Below are 14957 nucleotides of genomic sequence, written 5' to 3' on the forward strand. Positions count from 1 at the left end.
GGTACGGTTTTCAGACGGCGGCCTTCTTCAGCCGACGGCGCTCGCGTTCGGACAGGCCGCCCCAGATTCCGAATCGCTCGTCGTTGGCGAGGGCGTACTCAAGGCATTCGGAGCGGACTTCGCAGGCGAGGCAGACCTTCTTGGCCTCGCGGGTGGAACCGCCCTTCTCGGGGAAGAAAGACTCGGGATCGGTCTGGGCGCACAACGCGCGCTCCTGCCAGCCGAGTTCCTCGTCCGCGTCCTCGACCAGCAGTTGTTCGAACAGCTCGGTCATGTGCGCCCCTCGATCTGTCTTTGCGTCCCCGTGATGTTGCCGTTGTCGCTTTTCGGCCGAACGACACGAGTGAAATTACAAGTGCGTGGCTCCGGGCCAGTCAAGCTGAGATCTGCTATTGAGCCCGGTATTCACTCTGCGGAACCAAAGCTATGCGGAAAGTGTTCAAATCACCAAAAAACTGACACATGCCAGAGGCCTGCCCACGCCCCCCTCTCGCGAGGAGAAGACGCCGCAGGGTCCGATCTTGTTGCGATCGAGCCATTTAAGCGATCCGGATCACAGTCCGATCACAGGGCCGCAACGGCGTTTGCGAGCGCGGTTGCTGCGCCATGTCTCCGCGACTACGGCTGCACAAACCTTTCTCCGCACTCAGTAACCGGATGAGGTGAAACATTACCGCCAAATCGGGCATTGAGTTGACAGTAACGAACCCGACCGTCACCTTTGATTGCATGCCAGCGACCTCAGCGCACATCGCGACCCCGCTCCGTGGGTTCCGCAGCGCTGTCCAGGCGCGCTGTTGCTGTTCCAGCTGTTGATGCGCCCGTAGCGCTCCAGCATTCACCGCATGTCCTGCGACACCCCAGCACTGCACTTCTCTGCCGAGGAACCACCGCACCCATGAACAGTGACAGCGACCTCCAGATCGCCGGCGACATTCTCGCCGTCCAGCACCTCCTCCAGCCCGCCCGCGAGCACCCGGCCACCGTCGCCGACTTCGTCGGGCTCGCCCGCTCCATCGCCGCCGACCGCGCGCAGTGGGCCAACCTCGTCCAGTACGACACCACGTCCCGCTGGTACCACCGGCTGCGCACCGGCCCCGGCTATGAGGTGTGGCTGCTGTCCTGGGTCCCCGGGCAGGGCAGCGGGCTGCACGACCACGGACTGTCGTCGGGCGTCCTGACCGTCCTCGACGGCGAGCTCACCGAACGCGGCGAGCAGGCCTCCCGGTCTCTCGCCGCGGGCGCGCAGCGGGTGTTCGCGCCCGGCTATGTGCACGAAGTTGTCAATGATTCGCTCGAGCCGGCCGTCAGTCTGCACATCTACTACCCGGGTCTGACCGAGATGCCGATGCGCGGCGCTGGGGTCCCCCACGCCGAGTGCCAGGGGCGCTCCCCGGCCGAACGCGACATCCTGCCCGCCTGACACACTGCTGTTTATGCGCATTGTGGTTCTGGCCGGCGGTATCGGCGGCGCCCGTTTCCTCCGCGGTCTCAAGCAGGCCGCGCCCGAAGCGGACGTCACGGTAATCGGCAACACCGGTGACGACATCCATCTGTTCGGGCTGAAGGTCTGTCCGGACCTCGACACCGTGATGTACACCCTCGGCGGTGGCATCAATGAGGAGCAGGGCTGGGGGCGTACGGACGAGAGCTTCCGGGTCAAGGAAGAGCTCGCGGCCTACGGCGTGGGGCCTGAATGGTTCGGCCTCGGTGACCGCGACTTCGCGACGCACATCGTCCGTACGCAGATGCTCGCCGCGGGCTATCCGCTCAGCGCCGTCACCGAAGCGCTCTGCGTGCGCTGGAACCCGGGCGTGCGGCTGCTGCCGATGTCCGACGACCGCGTCGAGACGCATGTGGCCGTCGAGGTGGAGGGCGAGCGGAAGGTCATCCACTTCCAGGAGTACTGGGTGAAGCTGCGGGCTTCCGTGGCCGCGGAGGCCGTCGTGCCCGTCGGCGCGGATCAGGCGAAGCCGGCGCCGGGTGTGCTCGAGGCGTTCGCCGCGGCTGACGTCATCTTGTTCCCGCCGTCCAACCCCGTCGTCAGCGTCGGCACGATCCTTGCGGTGCCGGGGATCCGCGAGGCCATCGCAGAGGCCGGCGTCCCGGTCGTGGGCCTGTCCCCCATCATCGGGAACGCGCCGGTGCGCGGAATGGCGGACAAGGTGCTGGCGGCGGTGGGCGTGGAGGCGACCGCGGCGGCCGTCGCACAGCACTACGGCTCCGGGCTGCTGGACGGCTGGCTGGTCGACACGGTCGACGCGGGCGCGGTGGCGGAGGTCGAGGGGGCGGGGATCCGCTGCCGGGCGGTGCCGCTGCTGATGACGGACGTGGACGCGACGGCGGAGATGGCGCGACAGGCGCTGGTGCTGGCCGAGGAGGTACGGGCGTGAGCACGCCCGGCGCGGGGGAAACGGACGCGAGGGGGCCCGGCGCGGGAAGTAAGGACGCGAGCACGCCCGGCTCCGTCGGCGGCCACCCGCCCGCGTACCGGGTGTGGGCGCTGCCCGGCATCGGCGAGGTACGGCCGGGCGACGACCTGGCGAAGCTCATCGCGGCCGGCGAGCCCGGGCTCGCCGACGGCGACATCCTGCTCGTCACCTCGAAGGTCGTGAGCAAGGCGGAGGGGCGGGTCGTCGAGGCGGCCGACCGTGAGGCGGCCATTGAGGCGGAGACGGTACGGGTGGTGGCCCGGCGCGGCACTCTGCGCATCGTCGAGAACCGGCAGGGCCTGGTGATGGCCGCGGCCGGGGTCGACGCCTCCAACACCCCCGCCGGGACAGTGCTGTTGCTGCCCGCCGATCCGGACGCCTCGGCGCGGGCGATCCGCGAAGGACTGCGGGTGACGCTCGGCGTGGACGTCGGCGTGATCGTCACGGACACTTTCGGGCGGCCCTGGCGCAACGGTCTGACCGATGTCGCGATCGGCGCTGCCGGGGTGCGGGTCCTCGACGATCTGCGGGGCGGGTCCGACGCGCACGGCAATCCGCTGAGCGCGACCGTAGTCTCCACGGCCGACGAACTCGCCGCCGCGGGAGACCTGGTCAAAGGCAAGGCCGAGGGACTGCCGGTCGCGGTGGTGCGCGGTCTGCCGCATCTGGTGGGCTCCGGGGACGGCGCCCACGCGATGGTGCGGGCCGCGGCCGACGACATGTTCCGGCTGGGGACCTCGGAGGCGGTACGGGAAGCGGTCACCCAGCGCCGTACCGTCCGGGACTTCACCGACGAGCCGGTCGACCCGGGTGCGGTCCGGCGGGCGGTCGCGGCTGCCGTGACAGCTCCGGCACCGCATCACACGACGCCGTGGCGGTTCGTACTGCTCGAATCCGCCTCGTCCCGCACCGAGTTGCTGGACGCGATGCGGGACGCGTGGATCGAGGATCTGCGGCGCGACGGCAAGTCGGAGGAGTCCGTCTCGAAGCGGGTGCGGCGCGGGGATGTGCTGCGCAAGGCGCCGTATCTGGTCGTGCCGTGCCTCGTCATGGACGGCTCTCACCACTACGGGGATCCGCGGCGCGATGGTGCCGAGCGCGAGATGTTCGTGGTCGCGGCGGGCGCGGGCGTGCAGAACTTCCTGGTTGCGCTGGCGGGCGAACGGCTCGGCTCGGCATGGGTCTCGTCGACGATGTTCTGCCGCGATGTCGTACGGGACGTGCTGGGGCTGCCTGCTACGTGGGACCCGATGGGCGCGGTGGCGGTGGGGCATGCGGCCGCGCCGCCGAAGGAGCGGCCGGCGCGGGATGCCTCGGCCTTCTTCGAGGTGCGGTGACCGGGCGCTTCAGATCGTGGCGATGTCGAAGCGGGGCATCTTCGGCTTGCGGCGGGACGGGGTGCGGCCGCCGAGGAGGATGAGGCGGGCGGCGCGGTGGCGCTGGCCCGCGTAGGGGGCGAGAAGTTCGAGCATCGCCGCGTCGTCGGCGTCCCGGTCGCCCGCCAGTGCGTAGCCGACGATGCCGGGCAGATGCAGGTCGCCGACCGTGACGGCGTCAGGGGCTCCGTTGCTGCGCTGGACCGTCTCGGCGGAGGTCCACGGGCCGATGCCGGGGATCAACTCCATGCGTTCTTGGGCTTGTTGGGGCTCCATGGCCGCCGCCTCCTCCAGACGGCGGGCGACGCGGACCGCGCGCAGGATGGTGGAGGCGCGCTTGTTGTCGACGCCCGCGCGGTGCCACTCCCAGGACGGGATCATCCGCCACGTGGACGGGTCCGGCATGACATGCATACGGTGCGCGCCACCGGCCGGTCCGGGAGCGGGCACGCCGAACTTCCGTACGAGCAGCCGCCAGGCGCGGTACGCCTCCTCCGTGGTCACCTTCTGCTCCAGGATCGAGGGGATCAGGGACTCCAGGACCAGACCGGTGCGGGTGAGGCGGAGGCCGGGGGCGCGACGCTGGGACGCGGCGACCAGGCGGTGGCGGGGCTCGAAGAGGTCCGGGGCGTCCTGCGCGCCGAGCAGCTCCGGCAGCCGGCCGAGCAGCCACTGTGCGCCGGGGCCCCACGCTTCGGCCTCTGCCTCCGCGGCTCCTGGCCGCAGGGCGACCCGGAGCGTGCCGGGGCCCTCAGGCGTACGGGTGGCTCGCCAGACGGAGCCGTCGGGAGTGGTACGGAAGGTGGGGTCGCCGGGGCCGCGGCGGAGAGGGCCGAGGATGAGGCCGAGGTCGAGGGGGCCGGGCGGGGTCCAGCGGCGGGCACTGGACCCGGACGCCGGGCTGGGGACGCCGGTGGGGGCGGGCACGGGGGTGTGACCGCCTCGCACGGTGGTGCGGGTGGGTTGGTTCGGTGCGAAGCGTCCTGCCACGGTGACGAGACTACGGGCCCGCGTCGCCCGCGGGGACTTGGCCCCGCGGGCTCGGCCCTGCGGACTCGGCCCCGCGGACTTGACCCCACGGGCTTCCCGTAAGTGGGGACAAGCCCCCAGACCCCCGTAAGCCCTTCGGCCCTGTCCTGAATCGCCGGACGGGCTCAATACGGGGGCGAGCCCCGGAACTGAGCAGAGCCCCGGCTACTGGTCCGACGAGAAGCGCACCGACGCCCGTGGCAGCACCGCGTCGCACCACACCCGCGCGCCCTCGCGCAGTTCGTTGTCCTCTCCCACCACCGCGCCGTCGCCGATCACCACCCCCGACAGCACCGTGCGCGCGCCGATCCGGGCGCCCGCGCCGATGAGGGAGGAGGAGATCACCGCTCCCTCCTCCACGATCGCGCCGTCCAGGACCGCGCTGCCGTCGATGCGGGTGCCCTCGGCGATCATCGCGTTCGCGCCGATGACCGTGCCACCGGTGAGTTTGGCGTCGGGGGCGACCGACGCCGAGGGCAGAACCAGGCGTTCGCCTCGGCGGCCCGGGACCGCCGGGGACGGGGCGCGGCCCGTCACCAGGTCGGCCGAGCCGCGGACGAAGGCCTGCGGGGTGCCGAGGTCCAGCCAGTACGTGGAGTCGACCATGCCCTGGAGGTGAGCTCCGGAGGACAGCAGGTCGGGGAACGTCTCGCGCTCCACCGAGACCGGGCGGCCGGCCGGGATCGTGTCGATGACCGAGCGGCGGAAGACGTACGCGCCCGCGTTGATCTGGTCGGTGACGATCTCCTCGGGGGTCTGCGGCTTTTCGAGGAAGGCCGTGACCCGCCCGCTCTGATCCGTCGGGACCAGCCCGAACGCCCGCGGGTCCTCGACCTTGGTGAGGTGGAGGGAAACGTCCGCACCCGACGACCGGTGCGTGGTGACCAACGCCTCGATGTCCAGGCCCGTCAGGATGTCGCCGTTGAAGATCAGCACGGCGTCCTCGGGGCCCGACCGCAGCCGGGAAGCGACGTTGCGGATCGCGCCGCCCGTGCCGAGTGGCTCCTCCTCGGTGACGTACTCCAGGTGGAGGCCGAACGCGGAGCCGTCGCCGAAGTACGGCTCGAAGACCTCCGCCAGATACGACGTCGCCAGCACGATGTGCTCGACACCCGCCGCCCTGGCCCGTGCCAGTTGATGCGTCAGGAACGGGACGCCCGCCGCCGGAACCATCGGCTTGGGCGTGTTGACGGTGAGCGGGCGCAGTCGCGTGCCCTTACCGCCGACCAGGAGGATCGCTTCTGTCACCTTGTCGTCTCTGCTTCCTGCTGGGGCCGGCATGGTCACTCGCATTGGTCACTCTTTCGAGACCGGCCAGTTTATGCAGTTGGTTGCTGCGTTCCCTGTTTCAGGCACGTCCCTGGTACTTCGCCGAGGCGTTCCGGGCGGTGCCGAGCCTGCTGTAGAGGAGGGCTCCCGGACAGTCCGTGAAGAATCCGTCCCGGTGCCCGGAAATGACATTGAAGCTGACCCTCACCCCCTTCGCGTACTTGCCGCTCCCTCCCGACGTCAGTACCACCTTGCCGAGCGGATTCATGCCGTACAGCCCGAGCTTCCAGGCGGTCAGCTTTGCGACCGCGGTCACAGCGGCGGCCGGTGGGGTGGAGAGACTGTACGTGCCGAGCACGGCGATTCCCACGCTGTTGGTGTTGAAACCCAGGGTGTGCGCGCCGAGAACCGCCTTATCCACGCCTCCCGCGCGCCCTTCGTAGATGTTTCCGCATTTGTCGATGGCGAAGTTGTAGCCGAAATCGCGCCAGCCGCTGCTCACGACGTGGTAGCGGTAGATACTGCGCAGGACGGAGGGAGCCTCGCTGCAGGTGTAGTTGTTTCCGGTAGCACTGTGGTGTACGAAAGCGGCTTTCACGGACGCCGTGTAGACAAAGGTCTTCTCGCGCAGCGACTCGTCCGCGCCCCATCCCTGGCGCGTGATGATGCGCGGGCGCGGTCCGATGTACGGCGCCGCGCCTGCCATGACCGACGGGTCCAACTGGGCTTCGGTCTCGGCTCGTGACAGCTCCGGGAGTACGTTCTGGCCCTGGGGTGCGGGTTGGTACACGGCCGGCCGGCCGACTCCCTCCGCAGCGGGGTCTTCGAGTCCGGCTCCGTCGGACGCGGGGTCTTCGGACGCGGGTCCCTCGGCTGCGGGGTCTTCGGACGCGGATCCGTCGGACGCGGGTCCCTCGGCCGCGGGGTCTTCGAGCCCGGCTCCCTCGGACACGGCTCCCTCCGACGCGGGTCCCGCGCCCGGGTCCACCAGTTCGAGGCGCAGGCCCTCGGGCAGCGGAGCCTGTCCGGCCGTCTCCGGGCGTACGCGTGCCTCCACGCCGTCCGATGCGCCGACCCACAGCGGGGCCGTGGAGCCGCGCACCTTCCCCGATGTGCTCTCAGCGCTGTCCAGGTCCGCGCCGTGCTCATGGTTGTGGGTCTCCACGTCCTGCCAGCCGGACCAGTCGCCGGAGCCGACGGCCCGGGTTCGGACCTGGACCGTGCCGTGCAGTTCGGCCTTCACGTCGTCCCATACGACGCCGACGAGGGAAAAGGGTCTGACGTCCAGTTTGGTCACCCCCTGTTCTGTCGCCGCCCCGAGCGACCGGTCCGACGCCCCCTCCCCGGTCGGCGCCAGCGGCAGCGACTGGGTGGAGCCGGGCAGATCCGGCACCCGTGGGGGCGCGGCTATCGCGCCGGAGGGCTGCGAGAGCGGAAGTATCAGCGCGGCTGAGCACACGACGCCGACGGAAGTAGCAAGAAATCCACGCATGAGGTCGATCCTGGGCCGGGGCCGTGGACTCCGCTATCCGGGAAACTGACGGTCCATCGGTCCAACCGGAGGAACCCGTCACCGGTACGGCGGCATCCCGCCGGGCCCGCCGCGTACCCTTGCGCGGGTGAACGCCAGCGACCGTACCCCTGCCGACCTGCTGCGATCCGCGCTCGCCGCGGACCCGGCGCGCCCCTTGGTCACCTTCTATGACGACGCCACCGGTGAGCGGGTCGAATTGTCCGTGGCCACCTTCGCCAATTGGGTGGCAAAGACGGCGAATCTGCTTCAGGGCGAACTGGCCGCCGGGCCCGGCGACCGGCTCGCACTGCTGCTTCCCGCCCACTGGCAGAGCGCGGTCTGGCTGCTCGCCTGCTCCTCGGTCGGCGTGAGCGTCGAGGTGGGCGGCGAACCGGCGGACGCGGATCTTGTGGTCAGCGGTCCGGACACACTGGAGGAGGCGCGCGCCTGTTCCGGGGAGCGGGTGGCGCTCGCACTGCGGCCACTGGGCGGGCGGTTCCCGCAGCCGCCGGCGGGCTTCGTCGACTACGCGGTGGAGGTGCCGGGTCAGGGTGACCGCTTCGCCCCTTACGCACCGGTCGATCCGTCCGCGCCCGCGCTCACCGTGGGCGGCAGGGAACTGACGGGCGCCGAGCTGGTGGAGCGGGCCCGCGCGGACGCGGCCGGCATGGGCCTTGCACCCGGCTCGCGGCTGCTGACGGGACTCGCGTACGACTCGTGGGAGGGCCTGTCGGCCGGGCTGTTCGCGCCGCTGGCAGCCGGTGCGTCGGTGGTGCTCTGCCGGAACCTCGGCGAGCTGCCCCAGGAGGGTCTCGACAAGCGGATCGAGACCGAGCGCGTCACGAACACCGCGGTGTGACAACCCGCTGAGGTCCACTCGTGTGGCGCACACGCGGGCCGAGCCCCCGGGCCTGAGCCTCAACTCCGGTGGATGATCGGCGATACGCGTGCTTCAAAGCACAACCAAGCGCGAGGTTCAGCCGTCTAGTCCTGCGATCGGCGACCCAGCGCGCCGCCGACGCCATGAAGGATGGACGCAGACGTGACGGACAGTGCTGGCACGCCCGCCGAACCGGACGGCCCGGCCGGTGACGAGCCGCCGACCGGAACGCGCGGGCCTGGCAGTACGGGCGAGGCCGGTACCGGCGGGGGTGCGGCAAACGCGGACGCCGACAGGACCGGCGGGACCGGCGCGGGTACGGCAAACGCGAACGCCGACAGGACCGGCGGGACCGGCCCAGGTGCGGCAAACGCGGACGGGACCGACCCGGACAGGGCAAACGGGGCAAACAGGGACGCCGACAAAACCGGCCCGCATCCGGGTACTGGTACGGCAAAGACGGACCCCGACGGGACCGGCGCGGACGCCCATACCCCCAACCGCAGGCGCAACTGGCTGCGCTGGGCCGCCCTGGGGACCTCCCTCGTCGTCCTCGCAGCCGCCGCCGTCGGCTGGTGGTTCTATCGCAAGCTCGACGCCAACATCACCACCGACATCACCGCGGCCGCCGAGCTCGAGGCGTACGAGAAGGAGCGACCCAAGCCTCTCGCGCACAACGCGCAGAACATCCTGCTCCTCGGCTCCGACACCCGCTCCGGCGAGGGCAACAGCAAGTACGGCCGCGACGGCGGCAGCCAGCGCGCCGACACCACGATCCTGCTGCACATCTCCGGGAACCGGAAGAGCGCGACCGCGATGTCCATCCCCCGTGATCTGATGGTCAGCATCCCCAGCTGCCGCAAGCCCGACGGCACCCGTACGAAAGCGCAGTTCGCGCAGTTCAACTGGGCGTTCGAGTTCGGTGGCGCGGCCTGCACGATCCGTACCGTCGAGCGGTTCACCGGCATCCGCGTCGATCACCACATGGTGGTGGACTTCAGCGGCTTCAAGGACATGGTCAACGCCGTGCACGGCGTCGAGATCTGCCTCAAGGAGCCGATCGACGACGCCGACGCGCACCTCAAGGTGCCCAGGGGCAAGCAGACGCTGCGCGGCGAGCAGGCCCTCGGTTATGTACGGGCCCGCAAGTCCATCGGCAACGGCAGTGACACCGAACGCATTCAACGCCAGCAGCAGTTCCTCGGCGCGCTGGTCAAGAAGGTGCAGAGCAATGGCGTACTGCTCAATCCGACCCGGCTCTTCCCGGTGCTGGACGCGGCGACCAAGTCACTGACCACCGACCCGGGGCTGAACTCGCTGAAGGATCTGTACGACCTGACCACCTCAATCCGCAACATTCCTACCGAAAAGGTGCAGTTCCTCACCGTTCCACGGCGGGAATACCGGGCCGACCCGAACCGCGACGAGCTCGTCGAGCCCGCGGCGGCTCAGCTCTTCAAGCGACTGCGCGAGGACAAGCCTGTGACCGTCGTCCCGGGCAAGGCCGACGATGAGCGGACTTCGCGGAAGGAATCCCCGAAGCGCGACGACGGCGGGCCCACAGGCTCGAAGCCGACGCCGGTTTTCTCCGGCACAACCGCCGCCGAGGGCACGTGTGAGTAAAGCGATGGCCAAGGCAGGGTCGGCAGTCCATGACGATTGTGCGGAATGCCCGCTTGTAAGGAGCGTGGAATTTGTCACTGACGTCGCTGAACGTTGAACTGGGCGGATAGTGTGACGCGATCCGGTGCTTCCGACCTTGGGTCGCGCACTGCTGGATCGAATGACCGAGCGCCCTTCGGGGGAGGCGCCTCGCGTGGCACCGACGGAGGACTCAAGCAACCGTGGATGCGCAAAGCCGTGGACGGGCGGACGAGATCGATCCCGCCGACCAGTGGGTGCTCAACCCGCAAACCGGCAATTACGAATTGCGACTGGACCAATCCGCACAGCGATCGTCCTCGTCGACAAGTGCCGCTCCCAGAACTCCGGCTCCCAGAACTCCGGCGCCGAGAAGTCCGCGGGACCGAAGGACGGCGTCCCCGGAGCGGGAGGTACCGGGTCAGCGCTCGCGCCGTGCGGGCAATGCCTCCGGCGGTACGAATCCCCCCACGGCGGGCCGGCGCAAGCGCAAGCAGTCCAAGTCCCGCAAGAAGAAGGCACTCCTGTGGACGGGCGGTGTGACGGCCGCCGTCGTGGTCGCCGCGGCCGTGGGCACGTACCTCGTCTACCAGCACTTCGACTCGAACCTGAACACGGTCGACGTCACGGGCGCGGGCAGCGGCGGCTTCAGCAAGGACCAGGCCGTCAATATCCTCGTCATCGGCACCGACAAGCGGTCCGGGACGGGCAATGAGTCCTACGGCGACAAGGACAGCGTCGGGCACGCCGACACCACGATCCTCTTCCATGTCTCCAAGGACCGGACGAACGCGACCGCGCTGTCCATCCCACGCGACCTGATCACCGATATCCCGAAGTGCGAGACCAAAACCGCAGACGGCACCAAGGAAATCGCCGGTACGCGCGAGACCCGGTTCAACGAGAGCCTCGGCCAGTCGGGCCGTGACCCGGGCTGCACCATGCTCACGGTCAAGAAGCTCACCGGCGTCACCGTCGACCACTTCATGATGGCCGACTTCAACGCGGTCAAGACGATGACGTCCGCCGTCGGCGGCGTCGAGGTCTGTCTCGCCAAGGACATCAAGGACAAGGACTCCAAGCTCAACCTCACGGAGGGCAAGCACACCATCGAGGGCGAGCAGGCGCTGGCCTTCGTCCGCACGCGCCACTCGGTGGGCTTCGGCGGCGACCTGAGCCGGATCGAGATCCAGCAGCAGTTCCTGAGCTCGCTGATCCGCAAGATGAAGTCCAGCGACACCCTCTCCAGCCCCTCCAAGATGTGGGACCTGGCGGAGGCCGCGACCAAGGCGCTCACCGTCGACACCGGAATAGGCAAGATCTCCAGGCTCCGCGATCTCGGCCTGGAGCTGTCGAAGGTGGACCCGAAGAACATCACCTTCGCGACCGTGCCGGTGGTCGACAACACCGACGGCGCGACCGTGCTGCTCAACGAGGCCAAGGCCAAGCCACTGTTCTCGATGATTGAGAACGACACCTCGCTCACCGAGGTGAAGCAGCGTGAACAGGACGCCAAGAACAAGCAGCAGGGCCTGCTCAAGGGGGCGAGGGCGGCCGCGTCCGACGTGCGGGTCGCGGTCTTCAACGGCAGCCAGACGCAGGGGGCGGCGCTGACGACCCTGACCTGGCTGCAGAACGAGCAGGGCGTAATGAAGTCGAGCAACGAGGGCAATGCCCCGAGCAAGCTGCCCAAGACGACGCTGACGTACGCGCCGAACCAGGCCGATCAGGCCCGCAAGCTCGCGGACCTCATGGGCCTGCCGGCGACGGCGCTGAAGCCGGGCACCACGAACGCCGAGGGTCTTGAGGCGATGCAGCTGACTCTGGGCGCGGATTTCAAGGGCGCGGGGGTGCCCATCACCGGTCCGGCGAAGGCGCCGGAGGGTGTGCAGAAGGTCGAAGCGGACAAACAGGTGTGTGCCAAGTGACCCCGGAACTCCGGGTCATGAGGATCGCCTGAACTACAGGGGGGACCCGGGGTGGGACAGAACAGCGTGCGGAGGGAGGGGACGCGCAGTCGCGTCCCGCACGCCCGCGAACTCGGCTGGGACGACAGCCTGTACGGCGAGGGGGGCGAGCAGGCCCCCGGAGGCCGCAGGAGCAGGGGCGGCGGGCAGAGTGATTCTGACGGCCCGGACGGCGGGCCCGCGGGCGACGGGGCCGGGCGCCGACGAGGCGTCCCGGGGCGGCGCGGGAAACGTGGCAAACGCCGCATACTTCGCTGGGTCGCCTCCGTACTGTCGCTGCTGATACTTGGCACGGCCGGCGCCGGTTACCTCTATTACGAGCATCTCAACAGCAAGCTCAAGAAGGACGACCTCACGCTCGGCGGCAAGATGCGCGAGCACCAGGCCAACTCCGCCGGTCAGACCCCGCTGAACATCCTGCTCATCGGCTCGGACGCGCGGGACTCCAAGGAGAACCAGAAGCTCGGCGGCGCCACGAAGACGTTCGGCGGTCAGCCGCTCGCGGATGTGCAGATGCTGCTGCACCTCTCGGCCGACCGCAGCAATATCTCGGTGATCAGCATGCCGCGCGACACCGTGGTCAAGATCCCCGAGTGCAAGGACCCGGACACCGACAAGACGTACCCCGCGACCGGCTGGAAGCTGACCAACGAGTCACTCGGCCGCGGCGGCCCCGGCTGCACGGTGGCGACCTGGTACGAACTCACCGGCATCACCATCGACCACTTCATGATGATCGACTTCGCGGGTGTGGTCTCCATGGCCGACGCCATCGGCGGCGTACCGGTCTGCGTCACGAAGAACATCCACTCGCGCAACAGGCAGGGCGAGGGCTCCGGGCTGAAGCTGGAGGCCGGCACCCACCCGGTCAAGGGCGAGCAGGCGCTGCAGTGGCTGCGTACGCGCTACGGCTTCGAGGACGGCACCGACCTCGCCCGTACGCACGCTCAGCACATGTACATGAACTCCATGGTCCGGGAGCTGCGCGAGAACACCAAGCTGACCGACCCGGGCAAGCTGCGCAGTCTCGCCGAGGCGGCCATCGGAGCGCTCACCGTCGACAAGGGCATCAACTCCGTCAAGCAGCTCTACGACCTGGGCGGGACGCTCAAGAGCGTGCCGACCGGCCGGATCACGATGACCACCATGCCGAACTTCTACACCCAGCGGCCGGGGTTCAACGGCAAGGTCGAGCCGAAGCCGGGCGATGCCGAGCAGTTGTTCCGGATGGTCCGGGAGGACATTCCGCTGGACGGCAAGGCGGCGGCGAAGAAGCCCGTCGCCGTCGCCCCGGCGCTGTCCAAGGACCCGGCGGCGGAGCCCGGTGAGATCGCGGTGATGGTGCAGAACGGCACCGGGGGCGACGGCCGGTTCGCCCAGAAGGGTCGTGCGGCGGCGGTCGTGGGGATCCTGTCCGGCAAGGGCTTCACACAGGCCAGGGCGGACGCCACGAAGAACCCGCAGGACAAGACGGTTATCCGGTTCTCCAACGCCGAGCTGGAGGGCGATGCGCAGGCGGTCGCCAAGTCCCTCGGGATTCCGCTGACTTCGGTGAAGAAGTCGACGGATGTCACCGGTATCTCGCTGATCGTGGGTGCGGACTGGCGTCAGGGCGACACCTATCCGAAGACGGCGCCGGCGGACGACAACAAGACGCCGGAGTCGGCCCGCGCGCTGAACGGCGAGACCGAGGGCTGCATGGACATCCAGCCGGGCTTCACCTGGTAGCTCGTACGGAAATGGGCCCCGGGTGCGCGTGCACCCGGGGCCCATTCGTATCTGTCGGGGGCGCAGGAGAGTCAGACGGTCGTCGCCCGCACCGCCGGGCGGCGGCTCGCTATGACCTTCTTGGCCAGTGCGCGCGGGCTGGTGAGGAAGCCGTACCCCCACGACATGTGCATGGTGGCCAGCGCCACCGGGATCTGCAGGCGCGCCTTGAGCGGCAGGCCCTTGCCAGCGGGGAGGGAGCCCGCGGCGATCGCGGCCAGATAGCCGCCCGGGACGATGAAGCCCCAGGGGGTGAGAGCCGCGCCGGCCACGATGCCCGCGGCGATCACGCAGACCGCGGTCGGCGGGGCGAGGTAGCGCAGGTTGATGGAGCCCTCGTGGAAGCGGGCGACGACATGGCGCCAGCGGCCGTAGTCCTTGTACTGCTTCGCCAGCGCGCGCACGCTCGGCCGCGGCCGGTACTGCACCTTGAGCTCGGGCGAGAACCAGACCAGGCCGCCCGCCTCGCGGATGCGGAAGTTCAGCTCCCAGTCCTGGGCGCGGATGAACTCCTCGTTGTAGCCGCCCTGCTGTTCCAGCGCCTCGCGCCGGAAGACACCCAGATACACGGTTTCGGCGGGGCCCGCCGTGCCGCCGGTGTGGAAGGCGGCGTTCCCGACGCCGACCTTCGAGGTCATGGCGGCGGCGACGGCGTGCTCCCAGCCGTTCTCGCCCTCGGCGTGCATGATGCCGCCGACGTTCTGCGCGCCGGTCTCCTCGAGCAGCCGGACCGCGGTGGCGATGTAGTTCGCCGACAGCATGCCGTGGCCGTCGACCCGCACCACGATCGGGTGACGGGATGCCTTGATGGCGGCGTTCAGCGCGGCCGGGGTGCGGCCGGCGGGGTTCGGGACGGTGTGGACGCGAGGGTCTTCCCGTACGAGCTCGGCGGCGATCTCGTCGGTACGGTCCGTGGACGGCCCGAGCGCGAGTACCACCTCCATCTCGCCGTCGTACTCCTGCTCGAGGATGTGACGGACGGAGCTGCGCAGATGCCGCTCCTCGTTGAGGACCGGCATGATCACGGAGACAGGGGGCGTGGCGTTCATCGCCCGCCACGTTACCGCGAATGGGGGACACGGA

Annotated in this window: 12 protein-coding genes; 7 read left to right on the top strand and 5 right to left on the bottom strand. The window is 69.5% G+C overall.

The features are described 5' to 3' along the window. Nucleotides 1-10 precede the first annotated feature (10 nt). Complete coding sequence (locus J7E87_RS14040) at nucleotides 11-274, bottom strand: WhiB family transcriptional regulator (protein WP_023541320.1); 264 nt, start codon at nucleotides 272-274, stop codon at nucleotides 11-13. Nucleotides 275-898: 624 nt separating this feature from the next. On the opposite strand from J7E87_RS14040, the gene J7E87_RS14045 reads away from it, so the two are divergent. From J7E87_RS14045 to J7E87_RS14055, 3 genes are all read left to right on the top strand, one after another. Next, nucleotides 899-1423, top strand: a complete 525-nt coding sequence (locus J7E87_RS14045; RefSeq protein ID WP_215093680.1) for a cysteine dioxygenase family protein — start codon at nucleotides 899-901, stop codon at nucleotides 1421-1423. A 13-nt stretch (nucleotides 1424-1436) separates the two neighbouring features. Continuing rightward, a complete protein-coding gene (cofD, locus tag J7E87_RS14050; RefSeq protein ID WP_215093682.1) occupies nucleotides 1437-2393 on the top strand; it encodes a 2-phospho-L-lactate transferase in 957 nt (318 codons plus the stop codon). 101 nt (nucleotides 2394-2494) lie between these two features. Continuing rightward, the gene (locus J7E87_RS14055) at nucleotides 2495-3769 is read left to right on the top strand and encodes a coenzyme F420-0:L-glutamate ligase (RefSeq protein ID WP_308312937.1); all 1275 of its coding nucleotides are present in this window, start codon (nucleotides 2495-2497) and stop codon (nucleotides 3767-3769) included. Nucleotides 3770-3778: 9 nt separating this feature from the next. Here J7E87_RS14055 and J7E87_RS14060 read toward each other — a convergent pair whose 3' ends face one another. The 3 genes from J7E87_RS14060 to J7E87_RS14070 all read right to left on the bottom strand — a co-directional run bounded on the left by J7E87_RS14060 (nucleotide 3779) and on the right by J7E87_RS14070 (nucleotide 7598). After that, entirely contained in the window at nucleotides 3779-4798 is a 1020-nt protein-coding gene (locus tag J7E87_RS14060; RefSeq protein WP_215093686.1) for a DNA-3-methyladenine glycosylase, read from the bottom strand. Between the two features lie 204 nt (nucleotides 4799-5002). Next, a complete protein-coding gene (locus tag J7E87_RS14065) occupies nucleotides 5003-6118 on the bottom strand; it encodes an NDP-sugar synthase (RefSeq protein ID WP_215093870.1) in 1116 nt (371 codons plus the stop codon). A 67-nt stretch (nucleotides 6119-6185) separates the two neighbouring features. Beyond that, on the bottom strand, nucleotides 6186-7598 hold the full coding sequence (locus tag J7E87_RS14070; RefSeq protein WP_215093688.1) for an N-acetylmuramoyl-L-alanine amidase: 1413 nt from the start codon (nucleotides 7596-7598) through the stop codon (nucleotides 6186-6188). 127 nt (nucleotides 7599-7725) lie between these two features. Here J7E87_RS14070 and J7E87_RS14075 point away from each other — a divergent pair, with 127 nt between their 5' ends. From J7E87_RS14075 to J7E87_RS14090, 4 genes are all read left to right on the top strand, one after another. After that, nucleotides 7726-8478, top strand: a complete 753-nt coding sequence (locus tag J7E87_RS14075; protein ID WP_215093690.1) for a TIGR03089 family protein — start codon at nucleotides 7726-7728, stop codon at nucleotides 8476-8478. A gap of 171 nt (nucleotides 8479-8649) precedes the next feature. After that, the gene (locus tag J7E87_RS14080; protein ID WP_215093692.1) at nucleotides 8650-10122 is read left to right on the top strand and encodes an LCP family protein; all 1473 of its coding nucleotides are present in this window, start codon (nucleotides 8650-8652) and stop codon (nucleotides 10120-10122) included. Between the two features lie 221 nt (nucleotides 10123-10343). Then, nucleotides 10344-12068, top strand: a complete 1725-nt coding sequence (locus J7E87_RS14085; protein ID WP_215093694.1) for an LCP family protein — start codon at nucleotides 10344-10346, stop codon at nucleotides 12066-12068. Between the two features lie 51 nt (nucleotides 12069-12119). Next, a complete protein-coding gene (locus tag J7E87_RS14090; RefSeq protein WP_215093696.1) occupies nucleotides 12120-13835 on the top strand; it encodes an LCP family protein in 1716 nt (571 codons plus the stop codon). A 71-nt stretch (nucleotides 13836-13906) separates the two neighbouring features. Here J7E87_RS14090 and J7E87_RS14095 read toward each other — a convergent pair whose 3' ends face one another. Then, complete coding sequence (locus J7E87_RS14095) at nucleotides 13907-14923, bottom strand: glycosyltransferase family 2 protein (RefSeq protein WP_215093698.1); 1017 nt, start codon at nucleotides 14921-14923, stop codon at nucleotides 13907-13909. Between the last annotated feature and the right edge of the window lie 34 nt (nucleotides 14924-14957).

Origin of the sequence: Streptomyces sp. ISL-1 (genome assembly GCF_018614585.1) — a bacterium.
Taxonomy (GTDB): Bacteria; Actinomycetota; Actinomycetes; order Streptomycetales; family Streptomycetaceae; genus Streptomyces; species Streptomyces maoxianensis.